Consider the following 23793-nt stretch of genomic DNA (forward strand, 5'->3'; position numbering starts at 1 on the left):
CACCGCGCTGGCCCCGGCCGTCCGCGTGGTCGCGGTGGCTGTGCGGTATGTGTGTGCCGCTGGGGGGCCGTGAACCGACAAAGGAGTACCTGTCGACATGCGTGGTTCCCCCCGAAGAGGGCGCCGCCTCGGCGCCCTCTTCTCCACGGGCCTCGTTCTCGGGGCCCACCTGGTGGCCCTGGGCGTCGCCCTCCCGCCGGCGGGCACCGCCCACGCGGCGGCGGCGCCCGGAGCGCCCGGTCTGCCGCAGGGCCCGTCCGCCGTCTACTCCGAGGACTTCGAGAACGGGACCGGGCAGACGCCGATCCTGCTGAGCGCCTATACCGGCGCGCCGCCGGTCAACGCCAAGTACACGGCGGCACCCGCGTGGATCGACGCCGCGCACTGCAACGGGATCATCCTCGACCAGTCGGGGTCGAACAACGCCGCCTGCCAGAACCAGAACGCCACCGCGATGGCCGAGCTGAAGTACATGGCCAATGTGCTGGGCCGGGTGGTGGGCTCGGCGACACCCGCGAACAACCACGCGGTCTCCGCCTACACCGACGGGGCGAACCCGGGGGCGAACAAGGTCGAGATCCAGACGGTCAACGCGATCCCGCTCTCCACCTCCGACCGTTTCATCACCTTCTCGGTTGATGTGGCCGCTGTGAACTGCGGGGTGTCGGCTCCGCTGCTGAACTTCTTCCTCACCGGCGCGGGCCCCGACATCCCCGCCAGCGACCAGGCGATCAACCCGTGCACCGACCCGCGTTCCAGTACGTACAACGTGGGGCCGCGCCCCATCCAGGCGGGTTCGTTCGCCTCGGACTCGTCGGTGTTCTTCACCGGGTCGGCCGTCGGCGTGAAGATGACCAACGCCAACGGCAGCGGGCTCGGCAATGACCACGCCTATGACAACCTCCGGATTCTCGATGTCACCCCGCAGCTCGACAAGGGCTTCAGCCCCGCCTCGATCCCGCAGGGCGGTGTCTCGACGCTGACGTTCACCGTCACCAACACCTCCGAGCTGGCGGAGAAGAACGGCTTCTCGTTCTCCGACAACCTGCCCTCGGGTGTGACCGTCGCCGCCACCCCGAACGCGGCCACGACCTGCGGCTCCGCCTCGCTCACCGCCGTAGCGGGCACCGGGGTGGTCGGGCTGTCCGGCGGGGTCCTCGCGGCCGGGGCGACATCCTGCACGTTCACCGTCGATGTCACGTCGAACACGCCGGGCACCTATGTGAACGAGCCCGCCGACATCACCGTGTCGGGTGTCGACCCGCCGGACCCGGCCACCCTGACCGTCACCGTCCCGGGCTCGCCGACCATCGTCAAGTCGGCGGACGCGGCGACCTTCGCGACCGGCGATGTGATCACGTACTCCTTCGTGGTGACGAACACCGCCCCCGCCACGCTCGACGCGATCGCCGTCACCGACACCGGTCCGGGCAGCCCCGCGGTCTCCTGCCCCTCGACCTCACTCGCGGCGGGCGCGTCGATGACGTGCATGGCGACCTACACGGCGCGGGCCACGGACGCGGCGAACGGCGTGATCACGGACACCGCGTCCGTGACCGGCACGGTCAACGGCAACGAGGTCAGCGGAACCAGCAACGAGGTGGACATTCCACTCCGCTCCCTGACGGTCACCAAATCCGCCGACCAGGACAGCTTCAGCGGGGCCGGTGAGACCATCGTCTATGTCTTCCGGGTGACCAACAACGGGCAGGTGCCGCTCACCAACCTCCAGGTGACCGACAACGGCCCCGGCACCCCGGAGGTGAGCTGCCCGAACACTCCTCTGGCCCCCGGCGCCACGGTGAACTGCACCGCCACCTACACGACCACGACGGCCGATGTGACGGCGGGCAGCATCACGGACACGGGCCAGGCCACAGGTACCGCTCCCGACGGCGAGCTGGCCCAGGACACCAGCAACACGGTGACGATCCCGTATGTCGCGCCGCAGGCCGACCTCGCGCTGACGAAGGACGGCCCGGCGGCCGTCAACCCCGGCGGGGAGATCGCCTATGAGCTGACGATCACCAACAACGGGCCGGACGACTCCACCGGCTGGACGGTGACCGACCCCATCCCGGCCGGACTCAACAACGCGGCCACCACCACCCCCGGCTGTGCCATCAGCGCCGGGACGCTGACCTGCGTCGGCGGCGCACTCCCCGTCGGCGACAGCACCACCGTCGAGCTGACCGGCACGGCCGCCCCCGGTGCCACGAGCGTCACCAACACGGCGACGGTCACCGGCGACGACCCCGACCCCGACCCGGACAACAACACCGACACCACCACCACGGACATCACCACGGCGGCGGTGGACCTGGCGCTGACGAAGACCGGTCCGGCGGCCGTCGGCCCCGGGGACACGGTGACGTACACCATCACCGTCACCAACAACGGGCCGGACGACTCCACCGGCTGGACGGTGACCGACCCCATCCCGGCCGGGCTGACCGGCGCGACCACCTCCACGCCCGGCTGTTCGATCACGGGCGGAACGCTCACCTGCACCGGCGGTGCCCTGGCGGTCGGTGACAGCACCACCATCACCCTCACGGGCACAGCGGCACCGGGCACCGCCGCCATCGAGAACACGGCGACCGTGGAAGGCGACGACCCCGACCCGAACCCCGACAACAACACCGACACCACCACCACGGACGTCACCCCCTCGGCGGACCTGGCGATCGTCAAGACCGGCCCCGCGACGGTGACGGCCGATGGGCAGGTCTCGTACACGATCACGGTGACGAACAACGGACCGTCGGACTCCACCGGCTGGACCGTCACCGACCCCATCCCCGCCGGACTCAACAACGCGGCCACCACCACCCCCGGCTGTGCCATCAGCGGAGGAACGCTCACCTGCACCGGCGGCGCACTCGACGTCGGCGACAGCACCAGCATCACCTTCACGGGCACAGCGGCGCCGAACGCCACCCGCGTCGTCAACACCGTGACGGTGGAGGGGAACGACCCCGACCCGGACCCCGACAACAACGAGTCCACCACCACCACGGATGTCACCCGCTCGGTCGACCTCTCCCTGACCAAGGCCGGACCCTCGGCGGTGACCGTGGGGGACGGAGTCTCCTACGCGATCACGGTGACGAACAACGGACCGTCGGACTCCACCGGCTGGACCGTCACCGACCCCATCCCGGCCGGACTCAACAACGCCGCGACCACCACCCCCGGCTGCACGATCAGCGGCGGAACGCTGACCTGCACCGGCGGCGCACTCGCCGTCGGCGACAGTGTGGAGATCAGCCTCACCGGCACGGCGACGGCCGTCGGCACGATCACCAACACCGCCGAGGTGACGGGCGACGACCCCGACCCGGACCCGGACAACAACGAGGACACCACCACGACCACGGTGTCCCCGCTCCCGGTGGCGGAAGTGGACCTGGCCCTCACCAAGACCGGCCCGGCGGCCGTCTCCCCCGGGGGCACGGTGACGTACACCATCACCGTCACCAACAACGGGCCCGACCCCTCCACCGGCTGGACGGTGACCGACCCGATCCCGGCCGGGCTGAGCGACGCGGCCACCACCACCCCCGGCTGTTCGATCACGGGCGGAACGCTCACCTGCACCGGCGGTGCCCTGGCGGTCGGTGACAGCACCACCATCACCCTGACCGGCACGGCCTCGGCGAGCGTCAGCCGGATCGTCAACACCGCCACGGTGGAGGGCGACGACTCCGATCCCGACCCCGACAACAACGAGGACACCACCACGACGAACGTGGGCCGGTCGGCCGACCTCGCCGTGGCCAAGACCGGACCCGCGTCCGTGGACGCGGGCGGCACCGTCTCCTACACCATCACCGTCACCAACAACGGACCCTCCGACTCCACCGGCTGGACACTGACCGACCTGCTCCCCGCCGGACTGAACAACGCCGCGACCACCACCCCCGGCTGTGCCATCAGCGGCGGAACGCTGACCTGCACCGGCGGCGCACTCGCCGTCGGCGACAGCGTGCGGATCGGCCTCACCGGCACGGCGGCGCCGAACGCGACCCGGATCGTCAACACCGTGGAGGTCACCGGCGACGACCCCGACCCGGACCCCGACAACAACACCGACACCACGACCACGGACGTCACCCCGCCGCCACCGGTGGAAGCGGACCTGGCGGTGTCCAAGACGGGACCGGCGTCGGTGGACCCCGGCGGCCGGATCAGCTATACGATCACCGTGACGAACAACGGCCCCGGCGACTCCTCCGGGTGGACGCTGACCGACGCGATTCCCGCCCAGATCCAGAACCCGGTCACGACCAGTGCCGGATGCGGGATCGGCTCCGGGAGGCTCACCTGCGTCGGCGGGCCACTGCCCGTCGGGGAGAGCGTCAGGGTGACGGTGTCCGGCACGGTCGCCGACGACGCCACCGGCACCATCGTCAACACCGTACGGGTGACGGGCGATGACCCCGACCCCGACCCGGGGAACAACGAGGACACCTCCGACACGCCCGTCAACGGCCGCCCGGGGCTGACCATCGTCAAGAAGCAGAACGGCCCCGCCACCGTGAAGGCGGGAGAGGCGGTCGAGTACACCATCACGGTGACCAACACCGGCGGCACCAGCTACACCGCCGCCGACCCCGCCTCGTTCACCGACGATCTGACCGGTCTGCTGGACGACGCCCGTTACAACGGGGACGCCGCCGCCACCCGCGGCACCGTCAGCTACGACGAGCCGGTCCTGAGCTGGAGCGGGGCCCTCGCACCCGGTGAGAGCGCGATGATCACCTTCTCGGTCACCACATACAGCCGGGCCTTCGGGGATCTGAAGCTGCTCAACACCGTGGTCTCCGACACCCCCGGCACCAACTGTCCGCCGCGCGGTGACGACCCCCGTTGCACCACGAGCGGAACGGTCAAGCCCAAGGACAAGGAGAAGAGGGCGAAGGAGGAGCGCGCCGCCTGATCATTCCGGGTGGTGCCCGGCGCCCACGGGTGCCGGGCACCACCGCTGTCCGGACCCGAACGCGGGGCGGGCCCGCCCCGCGTTCGGGTGATCCCCGCCCGGCGCTCCGCGCTGTCGGCCGCCCGCCGTGTGCCTTCTCTCCTGGGCCCGGCTGCCGTCAGGGATCGGCCGGGGGACCTGCCGATGGCTCCGGGGGGGGGAAGGGAACAGGGACGGGGAGAAGCATGGAGTCCGGTCCGGCGGTGAGTCCGGAAGGGCGCGAACTGCGCGTCATCCCCCTCACCCGGCCGCAGCCGTCGCAGCCGTCATCCGGGCGGGAGGACAGCCGGGAGGGCAGCGGGGAGGAGCCTCCGGGCGCGGCGTCCGAGCAGGTCGGGCTGCCGGTGTCCGCCACCGTCTCCCGCTGGCCGCCCCCGCGGCGCGCGGCGGCGTGCAGGACAGGGGCCAGGGCCAGGGCCGGCAACGGGACCGTCAGTCGCCGGTCCGTGTCCCCCACACATACACCCGGTCGCCGATCCCCAGGCCGCTCCACAGCGCTCGCGCGTCGTCGTAACGGAGATTGACACAGCCGTGGGAGCCGGGGTCCTCGAAGATGGGCCGGTAGCTGGCGTGCAGGGCCTGTCCGCCGCTGAAGAACTGGGCGAACGGCATCGGCCCCTCGAACTGGGTCGACCAGAACTCCCGCTCCCGCCGGAAGATCTCGAACCAGCCCGTCCGTGTCCCGTATCCGGGCATCCCCGTACGGGCCGGTACCGGCCGGAAGACCACCCGGCCCGCTTCCTCCACCCACAGGATCTGCCGGTTCTTGTCGATGCACACCACGATCCCGCCGGTGTCCGGGCACCCCTCGATGGCGTCCCCCTCGGCGAGCGCCCGCTGCCACATCACCGCCCGGTGGGTGAACAGCCCCGCGTACCCCCGGGCGGGCTCGATGCCGTGCCTCCGCTGGAACGCGGCGATCGCCGCGCAGTCCCCGGCCGACTGCCTCCCGTCCACCACCAGCCCGAGGTGCTCCTCCACCTGGCGCTGGTACGGCCCCGTCGCCGGGTCGCACTCCTCCGCCGCTCCGGCCACGGCCGGGGGTGGTTCCTCGGCCGCCACCGCCTCGGGCGCGGACAGGGGGGACAGCCCGAGAACGGTCAGCGCCACCAGCAGCCCGGCCCCCCGCGGAACCGGCCGACCCGACACCATCACGCCCTCCTCACCTCCCCGGCCCGACCCGGACCCCGTGTCTCCCCTTTCACCACCGCCCGGCGCCCTCAAGCGGACCCGGCCGAGAAGGGCACCCTTGGCCGCATACGACCACCCGGATGGCACCCGCGGGGGGACGGGCGGCACAAGAGGTCCACCCGCCGGGCCGACGGGGCCGGGCAGCGGTTTCCGCCCCGTCGCTCCGGTGCGACGGGATCACGGCCCGCTGTGGGCCGCGTCCCCGTCCGCCCTCACCCTGCCCTCCCGGGACGGTCCGGGGCACGGCGGACTCCGGCGACCCGGTCGCTCAGCCGGACGACCCTGATGTCCACCTGGCCGTGCCCGTCCTCCCAGCCGATGACCTGTTCGCAGCCCTCGGCCTTGAGGCCGCCCGCCCTGTCGTCGTCGAACACGGGCATCAGCCCCTCCTCGCCGTCGGTGCAGAAGTGGCCGAGGTGGGCGCGGAGTCCGGGGTGTTCGATCGCGGCCAGCCTCTCCGCCCACTCCTCGTCGGGTTCCGCCGTGAGGGACAGCAGGTCATCGGGGCCGTGGCCGAGGTCGAGCGCGGCCCTCAGGGCGTCGAGGAGAGTGCCGTCGGAGACAAGCCGGGGGAAGAAGACGGTCCAGTTCCCGGCGAGGGCGGGGTCGGTGAGATCGACGCCGTACCGGTCCAGCAGCGGGACGAGGTCGGCGCCCCGGAGCAGCCGCCGCCCGAAGCAGACGGCGTCGAGCGCGGCGACGAAGTCCTCCGGGAGCGCCGTCGCCTCCCCCTCCGGTGCCAGGATCTCGAAGACCGACCCGCTCGCGTCGAAGTGCGGGACCCGTTCGGCCTCGTCGAACACGGGGCAGTCCCAGACGACCGGTTCGGCACCGCTCAGGGCCTCGGGGCGGACCCAGGCGGGGTCCTGCCGGAATCCGGTCTCGTACAGGAGGTTGCCGTCGATCGAGGCGGCGTGGACCGCGTCGGGGCCGTACTCCCGCAGGGGGCGGCCGAGCAGCACGGCGAAGGCGTCGGCGAGCCGCCGGTTCCAGTCGCCGTCCGGGGCGGTCCGGGGCTCCGGAGCGGCAACGGAGCCCCGGGGCAGGGATGGTTCGGATGTCATGTCAGAACGGTAGTGGCCCCCTCTGACATCCCGGTCCGGCCTGGGGGGATGCCAAGGGTCCCGCTCCTGGAGTTCCGCCGCCGCGTGGCGCGGGGCACCATGGGAGGAGCCGGTGTCGGCGGGGCGCGGGCGGACGGACGCGGCACGGGGAGGCGGTCATGGCGTCGAGGCGGCTGCCCTGGCACAGGGCGGGCGGGAGCGGGTCGGGGATCAGCCGGGCCGGGAAGGGGTCGGCGCCGGTTCCGGCCACCGGGGAACCGGGCGCTGTGGCCCGTCGCACCGGGGTGGAGGCTCCGGTCCACGGCGCCGAGCCGCTGGGTTTCGTCCGGCGCCCGGGGCGCGAGCACTGGTGGGAAGAGCTGAGTCCGCAGGTCAGAGAGCGGATGGTGGCGCGGGCCGGGCCGATCGTCGAGTGGTGGGCGTACTGCCACCCGTCCGACGAACGCCGCCCGTACGCGGTGGTGTTCGGTGAACGCGGTCTGGCGGTGTGCACCCCGACGATCAACGACCGGGGCGGCCCGGCGCAGCGGATCGCGGTCGTCCCCTTCGTACCCGCGTCACTGCGGCACGCGGTCGTCGTCCAGCGGCCCGGACGCCCGCCGTCCGGCGGCCCGGCCCTGCCGGGTGGTACCGACCCGTCGGAGCGGGCCGTCGGACCGGTGCCGCTGACGGAGCGGACGCGTGGATTCCTTGGCCATCTGCCGCCGGAGGCCCAGACCCGGTTGCAGTGGCCCTTCGTCAACGGCGACACACTCGACCGGAGCGACCACTACTACACCGGCGGCGAGGACGCGTTGGACATCTGGTGCTATCTGGCCGGGCGCCGGTGGGTGACCTTCGTATCGGGCCGTGGGACGGGTCTTTCGGGTCCGGCGCACCGCGCCTCGTGGCGGCTGGTCTGCCGACGGGCCGAGGTGGCGGTGCGATGAGCCCGGCCGCCGGTGAGCCGGACCTCTACACGGTGCTCGGTGTGGCGGGGGACGCCACGGAGGCCCAGATCCTGTTCGCCTTCCGGCGCCGGGCGCTCGTCGCGCACCCCGACCGGGGCGGCGACGCCGAGACCTTCCGGAGGCTGTACCGGGCCCGGGCGACGCTGGTGGACCCGGTCCGGCGCGCCGCGTACGACCGCGAGCGCGCTCCGCGACCCGCCGCCGGTCCGGGAATGGGAACGGGGACGGGAGCGGGGACGGAGGCAAGGACGGGAGCGGGCGCCCGTTCCGGAACCGGTTCCGGCCCCCCGGCGCCCGACCCGTTCGCCTGGGAGTCCGGGCCGGGCCCGGCGGCCGGTCCGGGGCCTGGGGCCACGCCGGGCCGGAGCGGCGGCCCCTGGGCGGACGCCGCTGCCGTCCCCGTTGCCGGGCCGGGGTTCTCCTGGCGGCGCGCCGACCGGTTCGGCTGGTGGGACCCCGGTGTCGGGCAGCCCCCGCCCAAGCGGCGCGGGCGCCGACGGGACTGACGTGACCGACGTGACCGAGGGGCTTCCGGGGACCGGCCCGGTCAGCCGCAGCCCGCCTCGGTGAGGAGTTGTGGGGAGCGCGGCACGGTCAGCACCGCGCCGACCCGCAGAACGTCCCGTTCGTCCAGCTCGTTCTCCGTCCGGAGCCATGCGACGGTGGTGCCGTACCGGCAGGCGATGCCGTGCAGGGTGTCACCCGGCCGCACCGGGACGCGGCGGGGGAACAGATCGCCGTACCGCAGCGCCGGGGAGCGCCAGGAGGGCGCGCGGTCGGCCGAGGTCGAGGGCCCTGGCAGCGGCACCCGCCCGGTGAGACCCGGTAGGGAAGTGGCGTCCGGTACCGGTGTGGTCCCCGGGGCGGGGAAGGCACCCGTCCAGGGGCCCCCGCTCGGCGGCGCCCACGGCAGCACCGGGCAGCCCACCGCGCCGCCCGTCCGGCCCGACGGATAGGGGTCCGACCAGTCGGCCCTGACCAGCATCACCCCCCACAGCGCGAACAGGACGAGCAGCGTGCCGAAGGTGAACCGGCCCACGCTCTTCTGACGGCGCAACTCCTCGGCCACGAACTCCGGTACCCGCCGTGCGGGCCGCCCGCCCATGGTGCGCCCCGCCGGGGCGGACACCGTACGCAGCGCCAGCGGAACGGGAGCCTCGACCTCCAGGCCGAGCCGGGCCAGCTCACGGCGGAGGCCGCGCACCCCCGCCGGGGTCCGGGCGGCGGCCCGCGTCAGTTCCTCCAGCACCCGGCCCGAACCCCGGTGGCAGTCGAGCCGGTACCCCTCGGTCCAACTCAGCGACCAGCGCGCCAGACCGGCCCCCGCCAGCGCCTGCCCGGTCAGCGCGTACAGCGCCTCCGCCACCTGCTCCCCGGGGTCGGGCGCGTCCGTGAACCGCCGGATCAACTCCCCCCGTTCATCACGCTCTCCGCGTCCATCACGTTCACCACGTTCACCGGGGGCTATGCGTTCCAGCAGGTCCAGCACTGTGCCGAGGGTCGGCAGCGCGGTCACGCCGACGCCGCGCGCCGCGTCCAGCAGCAGGCTCGCCGGTTCGATCGCGAACGCCTCGGCGGCCAGGTCGGCCCATCGCTCCCGGGGCAGCGCGGTCGACCCGGTCCGCGACTCGGCGAGCAGCCGCCGTTCCACCCGGGCCACCGGCGCCGGGCCGGCCACCGGCGGCGGACCGCAGGTGGCGGCGGACCGCGGCGGACCGCCGGTCCGCGCCTCGATCAGGGCCAGCCGCCGGACCAGCGGCGGATGGGAGTCCAGCGGGGAGCCGCCCGACTCGACCGGGTGCGCGCGCCGCTCGGCCAGCCGCTCCCCGACCTCCGGGTCCTCCAGCATCGCGGTGAACGTCCCGAAGACGTCCTCGGGGACGAATCCGAGCCCCTGGACGGGCCGCAGAAAGCGGTCGAGGAAACCGTTCCAGGCGAGGTCGAGCGCGTGCACGGTGCGCAGCGCCCCGGCGGTGGCCGCCGGGCCCGCCACGGCGACGGCCTCGGCGTCCGCCTCCAGTTCCTGACGGCGCCGGACCGCGAGGGTCAGCCGCAGGTAGAGCGCGGCGTAGACGGCGATCACCCCGTGGAAGAGCCCGGCGTAGCCGAGGACGCCCCGCCCGCCCGCCTCGGTCATCCGGAGCCGGAAGAGGGTGGAGCGCAGCGACTCCGCCCCCCGGTAGGAGATCGCTCCGAAGCGGGTGTGGCGGCCCGCGTAGTGGCCCAGTTCATGGGCGAGCACCGCGCGCAGCTCGGCCGGTTCCACTCCGTTCAGCAGCGGCACGCCGAGATACATCGTCCGCTCGCCGACGATCAGTCCGAGCATGCTCGACTCCTCCGACACCGAGGCGTTGACCTCGGACGTCAGCAGGATGCGGCCCGGCGGCCGGGTGCCCAGGCGTTCGGCCAGCTCCTCGACCAGCCGCCACAGGCCGGGCGCGTCGGCACGGCGCAGGAGTACCGCGCCGGGGGGCGCGTCGGCGACCCGGCTGACCGTCATCAGCCCGTACCCGAGCGCGAATCCGGCCGGGACGCAGCCGCCGACGACGAGCGCCCAGCTTCCGACGCGGGTGGGGGTCTCCACCATGCCCCACAGGGTGACCGCGACGAATCCCGCGTCGATGAGGAGCAGGGTGCAGACCATGACATAGAAACCGGCCAGCAGGGTCACGGCCAGCAGTCCGCGCACTCCGCCCAGGAGCGCGCGCACGGCCGCTCCGCCGCTCCCCGCCGCCGCTTCCTCCCTCACGGTCACGGCCGCTCCCCGAGCCGCCGGGCGAGCGCGGCGCGGGCGCGCGCCGGTTCCCCCGGGTCCGTGAGGAGGGCCGCCCGCAGCCATGCCTCGGTGTCCCTGAGCGCCTCGTCGACGGGGTCGGCCGCGCCCCGGCCCGGCCCGTTCAGCCCTTTCACCCCCGCCAGACCGTCGAGGCCGTTCAGGCCGTTCAGGCCGTTCAGCCGGATTCGGTCGCGTTCGCCCCGGCCCGGCCCCACCATGAACGCCTCCCGACCACTCAGCTCCACGTCGGTCATGCCCAGCGCCTCCTTGAGGGTCCGGCGCGCCTTCGACACATTCGCGGCGACGCCGCCCCGCGTCATCCGCAGCGCCTCGGCGATGTCCTGCTGCGACCACCCGTGCAGACAGAACAGCACCATGGTGACCCGCTGCCGGGGCGGCAGGGCGGCGAGCAGCCGTAACACCTCGCGCGCTTCGGCGGCCCGCTCGGGGCCCGCCTGCACCGGCACCGGCAGATCGGGCAGCCGGTCCTGACCGGCCCGGCGCCGGCGGTACGTCTTCCACAGCCGCTGGACGGCGATCCGGTACACCCATGCCTCGGGGAGTTCATAGCCGGAGATCCGGTCCCAGGCCCGGTACGCCTCGGCGAATCCTTCCTGCACCGCGTCCTCGGCGTCCTCGCGATGGCCGCACAGCATGATCGCCTGGGCCAGGAGGCGCGGTTGGGCACCGGCGAAGAAGGTCTCGAAGTCGCGTGCCCGCCCGACCGGTTCCGGGTTCATGAACGGGCCTCCCGCCCCGCCGCGGCGAGCCGGTCCCGCTCGGCGGCCGACGCCGTCCGCGCGGTGACCCCGCCGCCCTCGCGACGGGTGGCCTCCACCGTGCCCCCCGGCCCGGCCGCCCTCAGCACCGTGGCCATGGCGTGCGCCCACGCGCGCTCCCGCGCGGGCCGCGTCCAGAGTTCCGTCAGCGCGTACAGCAGCCGGGCGCCCACCACCACCACGACCAGTACCACAGGGTCCAGCATCCTCGGTGTCCTCTCTCCGGCAACCGTTGTCGACACCCGGATACAGCCGCCGACGGCCCCCGCGTTTACCCGCTGCCGGACATCCATCATGGCCGCGCCCGGCCCCGGCGGCGCCGGTTCCGCTGTGTGCCGTGTCCTGTACGCCTCCCGTCGGTCCTCTCGCGTACGTTCTCCGGCGTATACCGACTCGGCCGGGGGCCCGGACGGACAACTGCGCCCTGTATTCAGGCCGTTCGGCGCTCCGGCGCACTCCGACGCTCACACCGCCCGGCGTTTGTCCAGCGCCGTTCGCCTGAAGAGGTGAATACCCGGCCCACGCGTAGTGGATCGTCGCATTGTCTTCTTAACCTCTCGAAGAACAATCCGACAGCTCCATGTCCACCGCCGCAGAGAAGAAGAGGGAAGCAAGGATGTCCACCGAGGTAAAGCACCGGAAGTTCAACAAGCTCTTCGACTGGTTCGACCAGAGCCATGACGGACTGCTCACACGGGCGGACTTCCGGGCGATGAGCGGCCTCTTCAGCGCGCTGGCCCCGGAGGGCGACCAGGAGAATGTCTCCGCTTTCGAGGAGGCGTTCGACAAGTGGTGGCAACTCCTGGTCGCCCACACCGGCGTCCAGGAGGACGGGGAGGTCACCCGGCAGGAGTTCTTCGGCGTCATGGAGACCGGCGTCACATCCCCCGAGCCGTTCGAGGACACGGTGATGGCCATCGTGAACGCCCTGATGCGCACCCTCGACACCAATGGCGACGGGGTGTTGTCGCAGGACGAGTACGTCCGTATGTACGACGCTCTCGGCATTCCCCCCGAGCACTCCGGCGCGGCGTTCAGGCTGCTCGACCGGGACGGGGACGGAAGCATCAGCCATGAGGAATTCAGGCTGGCCATCCACGAGTTCTATCTGAGCACGGACGAGAACGCACCGGGGAACTGGCTCATCGGCCCCTTCGACCAGCCCGCCTGATTCCGCGCCGTTCCGCACCCTGCACACGAAGGAGCCCGCCGGGTTCCGGGGAGTCGTTCCCCGGCACCCGGCGGGCTCCGTTGTCAGTGGTGTCATGGATGATCGGCGCATCAGGTCTTCCACCGGGACGGAGCGCCATGCCGATCACCAACCAGCGGGCAGCGGCCCACGCGTTTCTGGGGGAGCTGTACGCGGACACGTACTTCCCCGATCACGTCCTCGACCGGGGCAGGGCGATCCTGCTGCGCCTGTGCGAGCGGATAGAGGCCGAGCGGCCGGTGGATCTGGCGGCCCTGTATGTGCTCACCCGGGCCGCGACGGAGGAGTTCAACCTGCTGGAGGCGGAGTTCGAGGCGGCCGGGAGCGAGATCGAGACGGTGGCCCGCGAGGAGATCGGCGCGGACTTCTGGTTCGTCGCGTCGGCCTACGGGTTCCCGGACGCGGACATGGAGGAGCTGATCGCCACACGGGACTGGTGAACGGGACTGATGAGAGGCCCGGCGGGCCCGCTCCGGAGTCCCGGCGGGCGACGCGGCGGTATGTCCGGGGGCTGTGCGACGGGTCCGGGCGGGCGAGGTGACGGGCCCGCTCCCGAGTCCGGGCGGACGACCCGGTGGGTCCAGGGGGCGGGGACGATACGGAAGGCCGCCTGCGCGTCGGGCCGCCGCCCGGCCGGGAGCGCCCGAGGTTCCCCGTTCGACCGGCGGATTCGCCTGCCCCGTGGGAGACTTCGGCCCATGGGGGACGTGACACTCATCTTCGACGACGGCTCGACGGTACGCCTGCACCTCGCGCCCGAGACCGACACCGCGTCCGGCGCCGGGAACGGAAGCGGAAGCGGGAGGGGCGGCGGGACCGCTCACCCGGAAGCGGACGGCACCGCCGGGACCGCCGGGACCGCCGACGAGCTGGACCTGCCGGAGGGGTTCGGTTCCGCCCGGCCGGTCAGCGTCGACGGCCGCGCCGCGCAGGCCCTGACCCGGAGCGGTGACGCGCTCGCCCAGGCGCTCCGCCCGCTGGGCGGTGTACTGGACGGCATCCACCGCAGCTTCACCGGGTTCGCCCAGCGCCCCGACGAGGTGACCGTCCAGTTCGGCGTCACCCTGGGCAGCGATCTGAGCCTCGGGGTGTTCTCGGGCAGCGGCCAGGCCAGCTTCACGGTCTCCGCCACCTGGAATCTCGCGAACGGCACCCCGCCGGGGAACCGGCCCGGCGAACGGCCGCCCCCTCCCCCTCGGGCGAACGGCTCCTGACCGTATGCGGGCGCAGGTGAACGACGCGCTGGCCGATGTCCCGCTGCACCGGGCGTTCGTCACCGTGCTGGGCCGGGACCGGCCCGTCGGAGCCGCCGTGCTGCTGGCCCCACGGCTGGTGCTCACCTGCGCGCACGTCGTCAACAGCGCGCTGGGACGGGACCGTTTCGGCACCGCCCCGCCCCACCGGGGCGACCGGGTCGAGCTGCGGATGCCGCACATCGACCGGGAGCGCCCCCTGGTGGGACGGGTCGTCCCGGAGTCCTGGCGGCCACCGCGCTCACGGTCGGAAGCCGGGCGTCCGGCGCCGCCCGCGACGGGATCGCTGCCGTACTACGGGGACCTAGCCGTACTCGAACTGGACACGGACGCGCCGCCCGGCGCCGAACCCGCGCCCTTCCTGCCGCACCGGGACGGCTGCGAAGTGGTGGCGCAGTGGGCCAGCGGCCACGCCCTCCCCACGCTGCGCGCCATGCCCCGGGTCTCCGCCCACCCCTGGATCGCCCTCGATGTCCTGGGCGGCAGAGTGGCGGACGGCTTCAGCGGAGGGCCGCTCTGGGACCGCGAGCGGCAGGGCGTCGTCGGACTGGTGGTCGCCTCCCACGAGCACCGGGACCCCCCGGGCCGCCCGGCGCCGACCGGCCCGCACGCCGACCGCGGCGCCCCGCCCGCCGCCCTGTACGCGATCGGCCTGCACTCCATCGAGGCCGAGCTGCCGGACCTGCCGCCGGTCGCGGTACCGGCCGCGGCCCGGGGCGGCCAGCAGCTCATCGGTGTGCTGGAGCAGCTCCTGCCGTCCCGGCAGTCCCTCCTGGCCTGCGAGGAACAGCTCTGCGCCCGGTTGCGCCGCCGCCCGGCAGGGCCCGCCGCCGATGTCGAACGGCTCGTCGGCCTGGCCATGGGCGTCCGCCGGGGCGTACCCGAACTCCTCGACATCGTCCACGACCATCTCGCCGAACAGCGGAGCGACGGCCCGAACGGCCCCGCCGGTACGCCCGGCTGGCAGCGGGTGCTGGGCATCGCCCGCGTCGTCAGCCCGCGCGAACGCCTCTCCCTGGCCCGCAGACGCAGCCTCACCGCGCTGCTCGCCCAGTGCCGGGCCGTCGACCCGGCCGCGCTGCTGCGCACGGTACTGCCCTACGCGCACGACACACCGACGGCCGTCGACCTCGCCGACGCCACCGAAGCCCTGGAGGGCTACGACCCGCCGCCCGGCCAGCCCATGCCGCCGCTGCTCCAGGGCGTCGTCCACATCGGCGTCCATGAGCGCGCCGCCGGGAACGAACTCGCCGACGACCTGGACGCCTGGGTCCACAGGACGGCGCCCCGGCTGGGGGTGGCACCCGCCGCGGTCGACCAGTTCCGGGCCGACACCCTGGCGCTGCACTCCGCGCGGGCGGCCGCGCCCGGAGGTCCCCGCCCGCCCCGGGTGCAGGTGGAACTCCTGCCCGTGCCGCCCGGGCAGCTCTTCACCTACCAGATCTGGGTGTGCGACGAGGACGGCCGCCACGAGATCGTCCTCACCCAGGACACCGAGGTCCCCAGCCACCAGGTGGCGAAGGCCATCCGGCAGGTGCTGCGCACCGAGGTCCGGGAGCACCGGGACACCGCGCTGCTGGAGTTCTTCGTCTCACCCGCGTGGCTGCGTCTCGACGTCGACACCTGGGAGCTGCCGGGCGACGCCGAGGACGGCGGGTTCTACCCCGGCATCACCTGCCATGTGGTGCTGCGCAGCTCGGAGCGGACCCGGGAGACCTACGCGGCGTGGAAGCGCCGCAGCAGCGCGCTGCCGCACGCGCCCCGGCTGCTCATCGACGGGCGCTACGCGGAACCGGCCGTCGCCCGGGCCCGGCTGGAGGTGTGCCCCGAGGCCGGGATCGTGGTGGTGGGCTGTCACCAGCGGCACCAGGGACATGTCCTGCGGCAGTGCATCGAGGCGGGTGTGCACACGGTGCTCTGGCACCGGGAGAGTCACGACGGCCGGGCGTCGACGGATCTGCTGGCGCTGGTCGAGAGCGCCGACCCCACCCAGATCCCCGAAGTGGTGCGGCTGGAACGGGCGAAGGCGATCGCCGAGCCGGACCGCACCGACCACCACGGCCACCGGCTCTCACTGCTGCACGACGGCCCCGACCACAGACCGCCGCCGCTCGCGCCCGACCCCTGGGTACTCGGCCGACCATGAACCCGCCCGCGAACCCGCCCGTGCGTCCGGCCCGACCCCGAACCCGCGCGTGCATCCGAACCCGATCCGAACCCGCCCGTGCAACCGGACCGAATCCGCCCGTACCCCGACGAGGAGCCTCTCCCATGGCCCACCCGCCCGCCACCGCGACCGGCGACAGCGATTCGGCTCCCGAGGGCTGGTGGGTGTTCCGCGGGCCCGCCGAGCTGCCCGAGCCGCCGCCCTGGCGCCGCTTCCCCGTCTCCCGCCGCGGTCCGCACGCCCAGCGCCATCTGATGAGCCCCGAGGAGATCTCCGTCGTCAACGCCGCGATCCATCTGCGCCGCCCCCTCCTCGTCACGGGACGGCCCGGTACCGGCAAGAGTTCCCTGGCCCGCGCGCTCGCGGCCGATCTCGGCCTCGGCGATGTGCTGCGCTGGTCCGTCAACAGCCGCTCCACCCTGGCGGACGCGCTCTACCGCTACGACGCCGTCGGCCGACTGCGCGAGGCGTCGCTCCAGCGGGAACGCGAACCGCTCCGGGGCGCGGCGCGCCGACTGCGCCGCCGTACCGGACAGGGCTCGGACATCGGCACCTATCTGCGTCTGGGGCCGCTCGGCACCGCGCTCGCCGCCACCGGCGGACCGCGTGTGCTGCTCATCGACGAGCTGGACAAGTCGGATATCGACCTCCCCAACGATCTGCTGGTGGTCCTGGAGGAGGGCGAGTTCGAGATCCCCGAGCTGGCCCGGCTGCCCGAGCGCCGGCGGACCGCCGACGTCCTCGCCACCGGCAGTCTGGACCGGGTGCGGGTCCACCGCGGGACGGTGTCCTGCGCCCACTTCCCGGTCGTCGTGATGACCAGCAACGGTGAACGGGAGTTCCCGCCCGCCTTCCTCCGCCGCTGTGTCCGGCTCGACCTGCGCGACCCCGACGAGGCGAGGCTGCGCGACATCGTGCGGCAGAACCTCGGCGAGGACGCCCTCGCGCAGGCCGAGGATCTGATCGATGTGTTCCTGCGCCGGGCCGCGGCGCAGACCCTGGCGACCGATCAGCTCCTCGCCGCGGTCCATCTCCGGGTCACCGGCGCCGACCTGAGCCGCGAGGAGCTGCTGAACGCCGTTCTGCACCGGCTGGACGAAGCCTTCCCCGCATGATCGAGCGGCTGCGTCAGGCCCTGGGCGGGATGGGGTACGACCTCGGTGCCGCCGAACTCCTCGACGTCCTGTGGCTGGCACGGGTGCTGAACGATGCCGCCGCGACCGCCGCCACCGCCGACGGCACAGCACCCGGTACCGCCGCGACCGGCCCCGGACAGCCCTCGGACGACGCGCTGGAGCCGCGCCCTTCCGGCAGCGGCGAGCGGACGGGCGCCGACCCGCTGTCCGGCACCCCGGCACCGTCCGGGGCGCCGGACGGTACCGGGGACGCGCCCGCCGCCGAGCGGCGGCACAGCCTGTTCGCCGCGCACACCGCCCCCGCCGGGGCGGCCGGTGCCCCGGCCCGTGCCGTCCGCTCCCCCGGGCCGCGCGCCCTTCCGGGGCTGCACGCCCTGGCCAGGTCGCTGCGTCCGCTGCGCGGCCACCGCGACCACCGCCACCGTACGGTCGCGGACATCGAGGCCACCGTCCGGCTGACGGCGGAGTCGGGTCTGTTCGACATCGTCGACCGCCCCGAGCAGGAGCTGCGGCACAGCGCCGTCCTGCTCGTCGACGCCTCGGCCTCCCTGCGGGTGTGGCAGCCGCTCGTCCGGGACGTCCGGCGGCTGCTGGAACGCGGCGGGGTCTTCCGGGCGGTCCACGTCCACCGCTTCGACCCGCGGGGCGCGAGCCGGGCCGGTTCCGTGGCCCGGTCGGAGTCCCCCGTCGTCCTCGTGCTGACCGACGGCGTCGACGGGGCATGGCAGGGGCGGGCGGCGCGCCGGTTCCTCGGGGCGTGGGAGCGGTCGGGTCCGCTGGTCGTCCTTCCGCCCCTGCCGCGCCGGCTGTGGCGCGGCACGGCCTTCGACGCCGTGCCCCAGCTCCTCGTCGCGGAACGCAGATTCGCCCCGAACAGCGCGCTCGGCGTGATCGACCCCCTCGGCGGCGGCCCGGTGGAACAGGGCACGGGCCGGCTGCCGGTGCCCGTGGTGCCGCTCTCGCCCGCCGGTCTCTCGGCCTGGGCCAGGCTCCTCACCCGGCCCGGGGTGCCCCAGCTCCTCGACACCGTCCTGCTCGACGGCCACGGGGAGCCGGGCGCGCCCGGCACGGGCGCACTCTCCGTGGCCGTGCCGGAACCGTCGGCGGAGGAACGGCTGGACCGCTTCCGGGCCTCGTTCTCCCCGGACGCGTACCGGCTGGCCGTGCGGCTCTCCGCGATCCGTCCACTGAGCCTGCCCGTCATCCAGCTCCTGCGCATCGCGACCCTGCCCGCCGCCGCCCCCGCCGTCGTCGCCGAGGTGTTCCTCGGGGGCGTCCTCCAGCCGCTGCCGGACGGAGCACCTGCCGCAGGGCTGCCGTCGGCCGTGGCCGGTGGCCCGGGTGAACCTCTGTACGACTTCGCGCCCGGGGTACGGGACCTGCTGGCGAGCGGCCTCGGCACCGAGCAGTCCATCGAGGTCGTCGAGGCGGTCGGCCGGGCGCTCGAACCGTACATGGGCCGGCTGCCGGACTTCGCGGCGCTGCTCGCCGACCCCGGGGGCAGCGCCCGCCTGTCGTCTGCGGCGAGCGCGTTCGCGGTGCTCATCGGCCCGGCGCTGGACCGGCTGTACGGCGGGAGCAGGACGGCGGTCCCGGGCGGGGCCGAGGCGCCGGGGACGGTGGCCGGGCCGGGGCGGCGACCCCCGTCCGGCTCCCTGCGGTTCACCGTGTTCGGCCCTCATCTGGCCCGGCTGGGGGACGAACCGCTCGCGGTGGGCCCGCCCGAGCGGCGGGCCGTCCTGGCGGCGCTCCTGCTGCACGGGCGTCGGTCCGTGTCGGTCCTGGAGCTGCCGGACGCCGTGTGGGGCGAGGACGCGCCGGAGTCCGCCCCGCGCACGGTGTCGGCCCATGTCTCGGCGCTGAGCCGCGTTCTCGCTCCCTTCGGCTGCGTCGTCGAGGAGCAGCCGGACGGGTACCGCCTCCGCGCCGGAGCGGGCGGTGCCGCGGTCCCTCTCGACCTGGACACGGCCGAACGGCTCCATGCCGAGGCCAAGTCGGCCTACGCGTCCGGCGACCCCGCGGCGGCGCGGCGGCTGCTCATCGAGGCGTGCGCCCCGCTGGACGGCACCCCGCTGGAGGGGGTCCCGGGGCCCTATGCCGAGGCCCAGCGTGCCCGGCTGGACGAGTGGCGGCTCCTGCTCGTCGAGAGCCGGGTGGATCTCGATCTGGCGCTCGGAGAGTACGGGGCGCTGCTGCCACGGCTGGGGCGTCTGGTATCGGTCCATCCGCTGCGGGAGCGTATGCGGGCCCAGTTGATGGTGGCGCTGTACCGGACCGGACAGGTGGCCGAGGCACTGGCCGCGTACGCCGATGTCCGGCGCCTCCTCGCCGAGGAGCTGGGCATCGAACCGGGGCGTGAACTCCGTTCCGTGCAGCGGTCCATCCTGCAAGGGCTTCCCGCCGACGCGCTGCGCACCGGCTACCACCCGGCCCTCGCGCCCCCGGTCGCACCGGACGAGCCGTCGTGGCCACCCGCCGAGGGCGTGTGCTTCGCCGTACTGGGCCCCGTCCGGACCTGGCGGTCGGGCGTGGCCCAGCCGAGCGGGTCACCCCAGCAACGGGCTCTCCTCGCCGCCCTGTTGCTGCGGCAAGGACGCACCGCCACCGCCTCGGAGCTGATCGACGCTGTCTGGGGCGACGACCCGCCGTCCCAGGCCCTCGCCGCCACCCGTACCTACGCGGCACGGCTGCGCAAGGCCCTCGGGTCAGGGGTGCTGGTGCGCGAGGCCGGTGGATACGCGCTCCGCTTCGCACCCGGCAGTCTGGATCTCAATGTGGCGGGCGACCTGGCGGCGGAGGCGGAGCGGGCGCGCACCGCGGACGATCTTCCCCGGGCCCGCGAACTGCTCGTCCGGTCCCTCGCCCTGTGGGACAGCGAACCCCTCGCCTCCGTACCCGGCCCCTACGCCGAGAACCAGCGCGCCAGACTGCACGAGTGGCGGCTCCAGCTCCTGGAGACCCGTATCGACCTGGACCTCGAACAGGGCGCGCACGCCGAGGCCGTCCCCGAGCTGACCGCGCTCACCGCCGCGCACCCACTGCGCGAGCGGCTGCGTGAGCTGCTGATGCTGGCCCTGTACCGGTCCGGTCGGCAGGCCGAGGCGCTGGCCGTGTACGCCGACACCCGGCGTCTCCTCGCCGACGAGCTGGGCGTCGACCCCCGCCCAGAGCTGTTCCAGCTCCAGCAGCGCATCCTGCGCGGCGACGGCGATCTCCTGCTGCCCCCTGTCGGCGGGTCCGCCGGAAGACCACCGTCCGATACACCCCGGCCCGCCATGCTCCCCGCCGCGATCGCGGACTTCACCGGCGACGCCCGGTTCCTCCGGCAGCTCAGCGAACGGTTGGCGGGCACGGGGAGCGGCGACGCACCCGCGCCCCCGGTGCTGGTACTGGCCGGGATCGGCGGGGTCGGCAAGACCTGTCTCGCCGTGCAGGTCGCCCATGAGACCCGTGGATACTTCCCGGACGGCCAGCTCTATGCCGACCTCCAAGGCGCGGGGGCGCGGGCGACGCCCCCGGAGGAGGCCCTCGGTGTCTTCCTCCGGGCGCTCGGCACACCCGACTCGGCGATCCCGGACTCCCTCGACGAGCGGGCCGCGCTCTACCGCGCCGTGCTGGACGGCCGCCGGGTCCTGGTGCTGCTGGACAACGCGCGGGACGCCGCGCAGGTCCGGCCGCTGCTGCCCGGCACGGCGGGCTGCGCGACCCTGGTGACCAGCCGGACCCGTATGGCCGAGTTGGCCGGGGCGCATCTGGTGGACCTCGACGCGATGTCCCCGGAGGCGGCCCTGCGGCTGTTCACCCGGATCGTGGGCGAGGAACGGGTGGCGGAGGAGCGCGAGGCGGCGCTCGACGTGGTCGCCGCGTGCGGTTTTCTGCCGCTCGCCCTCCGGATCGCCGCCTCCCGGCTGGCCGCGCGCCGCGCCTGGACCATCTCGGCCCTGGCCGCCGGGCTCGCCGACGAGCGGCGGCGCCTCGACGAACTCCAGATGGGCGACCTCGCCGTCAAAGCCACCTTCGAACTCGGCTACGGCCAACTGGAACCGGCCCGGGCCCGCGCCTTCCGCCTCCTCTCGCTCGCCGACGGCCCGGACATCTCCCTGGCCGCCGCCGCCGCGCTGCTCGCCCTGCCGGAAGAGGGGGCCAGGGAACTGCTGGAGTCCCTCGTCGACACCTCTCTGCTGGAATCCTCCGAGCCGGGCCGCTACCGGTACCACGACCTGGTGCGGCTCTATGCGCGCTCCTGCGCCGAGCGGGACGAACGGCCTCCGGGGGAAGGCGAATCGGCGCTGTCGCGGCTGCTGGACTTCTATCTGGCGACGGCGGTGCGTGTGTACGCGATCGAACGTCCCGGGGACCGGCTGATCGACCATCTGGAGCGCTCGGCGCACCCGGGGCTGGTCCTCGACGGCTCCGACGATGCCCTGGACTGGCTGTACCGGGAGGCCCCCTGCCTCCTCGCCTGCGCGGGACAGTCGTCCGGTCCGATCCGGTTGCGCCGGGCCGTGGATCTCCTCTGGGCGGTGCAGGACCTCAGCGAGTCGGGGGCCTACTCCGGTCTGTACACGCACACCGCTCACGCCCTGCTCACGGCCGCCCAGCGAGCGGGTGACGAGCACGCGGAGGGCAGGGCGGCCCTGACGGTGTCCCGCGCGGGGACGGTCCTGGGCCGGTTCGCCGAGGCCGAGGAGTTGGCGGAGCACGCGCTGCGGCAGGCTTCGGTGTCCCGGGACCGGGCCGCCGTCTGCCGCGCCGAGGTCCTGGTGGGGACGATCGCCCTCCAGCAGGGGCGTCTCCACGAGGCCGAGCGCCACTGCGCCCGCGCCGTCGACGCCTTCCGGGCGGACGGCGACCGCACCGGAGAGGCCGCCGCCCTGGTCGGTCTGGCCCGGGTGCGCCTGGCCCGGGGGCTTGTCCCCGGTGCCGTCATGCTCGGTCGGCAGGCCGTCGCCGTCCATGACGAGGTCGGCCTTCCGCTCCGGGGGGCGAACGCGCGCTACGCGCTGGGCATCGCCCTCACTCAGGCGGGTCGGCACGACGAGGCGCGGACCGTTCTCCAGCAGGCCCAGGAGGTGTTCCGCGATCACCGTCGGCCGCTGTGGGAGGGCATGGCCTTCTCCCGGCTCGCGGAGCTGGAACTCGCGGCGGAGCACCCGCGACGGGCAGCCGCCCACGCCGAACAGGCCCTGGCACAGCTCTCCAGGTCCGGCGGCGACTGGCGGCGCGGCGCCGTCCTGGTCACGCTGGGGCGCGCGCTGCACGCCATGGAGCAGACCGACCGTGCCCGCGTCTGCTGGCAGGAGGCGCTGACCCTCTTCGAGGGCCATGACACAGCGGAGACCGGGAAGGCCGAGGAGGTGCGCGGGCTCCTCGGGAGCACGGCGGCGCTGTCGTCGGCCTCTCCCCTCCCGGGGACGTCTTCTCTCCCGGGAGGGAACGGGGAGGCGCGCGGGACCGGCTAGAAGGGGACGGCGTCGGCGCGGTCGGCGTGCCAGTTGGTGGCGACGGGCTTGGCGACGAGGGCGGTGTCGGGGAGCTTGAGCGAGATCGGGTCCGGGTCCTCGTGGGCCGCGGAGACGATGAGGTACTCGTACTGCGTGCCGTGGTTGTCGTTGGTGGTCTTGGGGTTGACCCCGGCGTAGGCCCGGGTGGCGCCGGAGAGCTTGACCGTGGCGCTCACGGCCTGTTCGGCGGGGGTGGCGTGGGAGTCGAGTGCGGAGCCGAAGGCAACAGCGGCGGGCTTGCCCTCCAGGTAGCAGGTGATGCCCGGCTTGGCCTTGGCGGTGATCAGGTAGTAGCCGCCTGCCTGGGTCTCCACGCCGACGGTGAAGTTCAGGTCGTTCGTGGTGCAGAGCCGACCGGCGCGGGCCTTCTCGGGGGAGCCGGTGGTGGCGGTGCTGGTGGGGGTGACGCCGCCGTCGACGCCGGTGGCGGAGGCGGGGGCGGTGGCTCCACCATCGGCGGTGGCGGTGGCGGTCTCCTCACCGCTTCCCGTGGCGGCCCGGCCGTCGGGGCTCGCGCCGATGCTCGCCTCGGAGGCGTCGCTCTTGCTGTCGCCGTTGTCGTCCTTGGCGGAGGAGCAGCCGGTGACGGCGAGCGACAGGGACACGGCGGCGACGGCGGTCAGGACGAGGCGGCCGGAGCGGTTCCTGCGGCGCAAAGGCATGGTGGGGTCCCCCCATTGCTGGTCAGACGCTGGTAAGCAGCCGGTCAGTAGCTGTCACCCGACCTTAGGGCGGGGGGCGTCGTCACGCGGTGATGGCCCGGTCCGTGTTCTGTAACACCG

At 73.9% G+C, this 23793-nt stretch carries 15 protein-coding genes; 9 read left to right on the forward strand and 6 right to left on the reverse strand.

The window, feature by feature from the left end; all coding sequences use genetic code 11:
- Positions 1-97: 97 nt before the first annotated feature.
- Positions 98-4942, forward strand: a complete 4845-nt coding sequence (locus CRV15_RS31190; protein WP_003963203.1) for a beta strand repeat-containing protein — start codon at positions 98-100, stop codon at positions 4940-4942.
- Positions 4943-5413: 471 nt separating this feature from the next.
- On the opposite strand, the gene CRV15_RS31195 is transcribed toward CRV15_RS31190, so the two are convergent.
- Both CRV15_RS31195 and CRV15_RS31200 read right to left on the reverse strand, forming a co-directional pair.
- Positions 5414-6133 (reverse strand): L,D-transpeptidase, encoded by a 720-nt coding sequence (locus tag CRV15_RS31195; RefSeq protein WP_003963204.1) that lies wholly within the window; start codon positions 6131-6133, stop codon positions 5414-5416.
- Between the two features lie 251 nt (positions 6134-6384).
- Positions 6385-7236: a hypothetical protein gene (locus tag CRV15_RS31200; protein WP_009999221.1), complete on the reverse strand. Its 852-nt coding sequence runs from the start codon at positions 7234-7236 to the stop codon at positions 6385-6387.
- Positions 7237-7502: 266 nt separating this feature from the next.
- On the opposite strand from CRV15_RS31200, the gene CRV15_RS31205 reads away from it, so the two are divergent.
- A complete protein-coding gene (locus tag CRV15_RS31205) occupies positions 7503-8165 on the forward strand; it encodes a hypothetical protein (RefSeq protein WP_009999222.1) in 663 nt (220 codons plus the stop codon).
- On the forward strand, positions 8162-8692 hold the full coding sequence (locus tag CRV15_RS31210; protein ID WP_003963207.1) for a J domain-containing protein: 531 nt from the start codon (positions 8162-8164) through the stop codon (positions 8690-8692). Before CRV15_RS31205 ends, CRV15_RS31210 begins: the two co-directional genes overlap by 4 nt.
- Positions 8693-8733: 41 nt before the next feature.
- On the opposite strand, the gene CRV15_RS31215 is transcribed toward CRV15_RS31210, so the two are convergent.
- Genes CRV15_RS31215 through CRV15_RS31225 form a run of 3 tightly spaced genes read right to left on the reverse strand, consistent with a single transcriptional unit; the run spans position 8734 to position 11947 of the window.
- Positions 8734-10941 carry a M48 family metalloprotease gene (locus CRV15_RS31215; RefSeq protein WP_003963208.1) on the reverse strand — a complete coding sequence of 736 codons (2208 nt, stop codon included), beginning with the start codon at positions 10939-10941 and terminating at the stop codon, positions 8734-8736.
- Complete coding sequence (locus CRV15_RS31220) at positions 10938-11702, reverse strand: RNA polymerase sigma factor (RefSeq protein WP_003963209.1); 765 nt, start codon at positions 11700-11702, stop codon at positions 10938-10940. Before CRV15_RS31220 ends, CRV15_RS31215 begins: the two co-directional genes overlap by 4 nt.
- Positions 11699-11947, reverse strand: a complete 249-nt coding sequence (locus CRV15_RS31225; RefSeq protein ID WP_009999224.1) for a hypothetical protein — start codon at positions 11945-11947, stop codon at positions 11699-11701. The genes CRV15_RS31220 and CRV15_RS31225 overlap by 4 nt, the downstream gene beginning before the upstream one ends.
- Positions 11948-12357: 410 nt before the next feature.
- Between CRV15_RS31225 and CRV15_RS31230 the strand changes: the two genes are divergently transcribed.
- The 6 genes from CRV15_RS31230 (at position 12358) to afsR (ending at position 22969) form a co-directional block, all read left to right on the forward strand.
- Positions 12358-12912, forward strand: coding sequence for an EF-hand domain-containing protein (locus tag CRV15_RS31230; RefSeq protein WP_009999225.1), 555 nt, complete (start codon positions 12358-12360; stop codon positions 12910-12912).
- Positions 12913-13049: 137 nt separating this feature from the next.
- Positions 13050-13391 (forward strand): DUF5713 family protein, encoded by a 342-nt coding sequence (locus CRV15_RS31235; RefSeq protein ID WP_009999227.1) that lies wholly within the window; start codon positions 13050-13052, stop codon positions 13389-13391.
- Positions 13392-13649: 258 nt separating this feature from the next.
- Entirely contained in the window at positions 13650-14165 is a 516-nt protein-coding gene (locus CRV15_RS31240; RefSeq protein WP_009999228.1) for a CU044_2847 family protein, read from the forward strand.
- A 4-nt stretch (positions 14166-14169) separates the two neighbouring features.
- Positions 14170-16350, forward strand: a complete 2181-nt coding sequence (locus CRV15_RS31245) for a VMAP-C domain-containing protein (RefSeq protein ID WP_003963213.1) — start codon at positions 14170-14172, stop codon at positions 16348-16350.
- A 125-nt stretch (positions 16351-16475) separates the two neighbouring features.
- Positions 16476-17486 carry an AAA family ATPase gene (locus CRV15_RS31250; protein ID WP_009999229.1) on the forward strand — a complete coding sequence of 337 codons (1011 nt, stop codon included), beginning with the start codon at positions 16476-16478 and terminating at the stop codon, positions 17484-17486.
- Positions 17483-22969, forward strand: a complete 5487-nt coding sequence (afsR, locus tag CRV15_RS37995; RefSeq protein ID WP_003963216.1) for an SARP-family global regulator AfsR — start codon at positions 17483-17485, stop codon at positions 22967-22969. The genes CRV15_RS31250 and afsR overlap by 4 nt, the downstream gene beginning before the upstream one ends.
- Here afsR and CRV15_RS31260 read toward each other — a convergent pair.
- A complete protein-coding gene (locus CRV15_RS31260) occupies positions 22966-23673 on the reverse strand; it encodes a DUF4232 domain-containing protein (protein WP_003963217.1) in 708 nt (235 codons plus the stop codon). The genes afsR and CRV15_RS31260 overlap by 4 nt on opposite strands.
- Positions 23674-23793: the final 120 nt, after the last annotated feature.

This window comes from Streptomyces clavuligerus (assembly GCF_005519465.1).
Lineage (GTDB): Bacteria > Actinomycetota > Actinomycetes > Streptomycetales > Streptomycetaceae > Streptomyces > Streptomyces clavuligerus.

Bases quoted from the DNA above. Each gene is read 5' to 3' on its own strand.
- CRV15_RS31195 (WP_003963204.1), bottom strand. From the start codon at position 6,133: ATGGTGTCGGGTCGGCCGGTTCCGCGGGGGGCCGGGCTGCTGGTGGCG.
- CRV15_RS31210 (WP_003963207.1), top strand. From the start codon at position 8,162: ATGAGCCCGGCCGCCGGTGAGCCGGACCTCTACACGGTGCTCGGTGTG.
- CRV15_RS31230 (WP_009999225.1), top strand. From the start codon at position 12,358: ATGTCCACCGAGGTAAAGCACCGGAAGTTCAACAAGCTCTTCGACTGG.
- CRV15_RS31220 (WP_003963209.1), bottom strand. From the start codon at position 11,702: ATGAACCCGGAACCGGTCGGGCGGGCACGCGACTTCGAGACCTTCTTC.
- CRV15_RS31190 (WP_003963203.1), top strand. From the start codon at position 98: ATGCGTGGTTCCCCCCGAAGAGGGCGCCGCCTCGGCGCCCTCTTCTCC.
- CRV15_RS31245 (WP_003963213.1), top strand. From the start codon at position 14,170: ATGCGGGCGCAGGTGAACGACGCGCTGGCCGATGTCCCGCTGCACCGG.
- CRV15_RS31200 (WP_009999221.1), bottom strand. From the start codon at position 7,236: ATGACATCCGAACCATCCCTGCCCCGGGGCTCCGTTGCCGCTCCGGAG.
- CRV15_RS31250 (WP_009999229.1), top strand. From the start codon at position 16,476: ATGGCCCACCCGCCCGCCACCGCGACCGGCGACAGCGATTCGGCTCCC.
- CRV15_RS31235 (WP_009999227.1), top strand. From the start codon at position 13,050: ATGCCGATCACCAACCAGCGGGCAGCGGCCCACGCGTTTCTGGGGGAG.
- afsR (WP_003963216.1), top strand. From the start codon at position 17,483: ATGATCGAGCGGCTGCGTCAGGCCCTGGGCGGGATGGGGTACGACCTC.
- CRV15_RS31260 (WP_003963217.1), bottom strand. From the start codon at position 23,673: ATGCCTTTGCGCCGCAGGAACCGCTCCGGCCGCCTCGTCCTGACCGCC.
- CRV15_RS31225 (WP_009999224.1), bottom strand. From the start codon at position 11,947: ATGCTGGACCCTGTGGTACTGGTCGTGGTGGTGGTGGGCGCCCGGCTG.
- CRV15_RS31240 (WP_009999228.1), top strand. From the start codon at position 13,650: ATGGGGGACGTGACACTCATCTTCGACGACGGCTCGACGGTACGCCTG.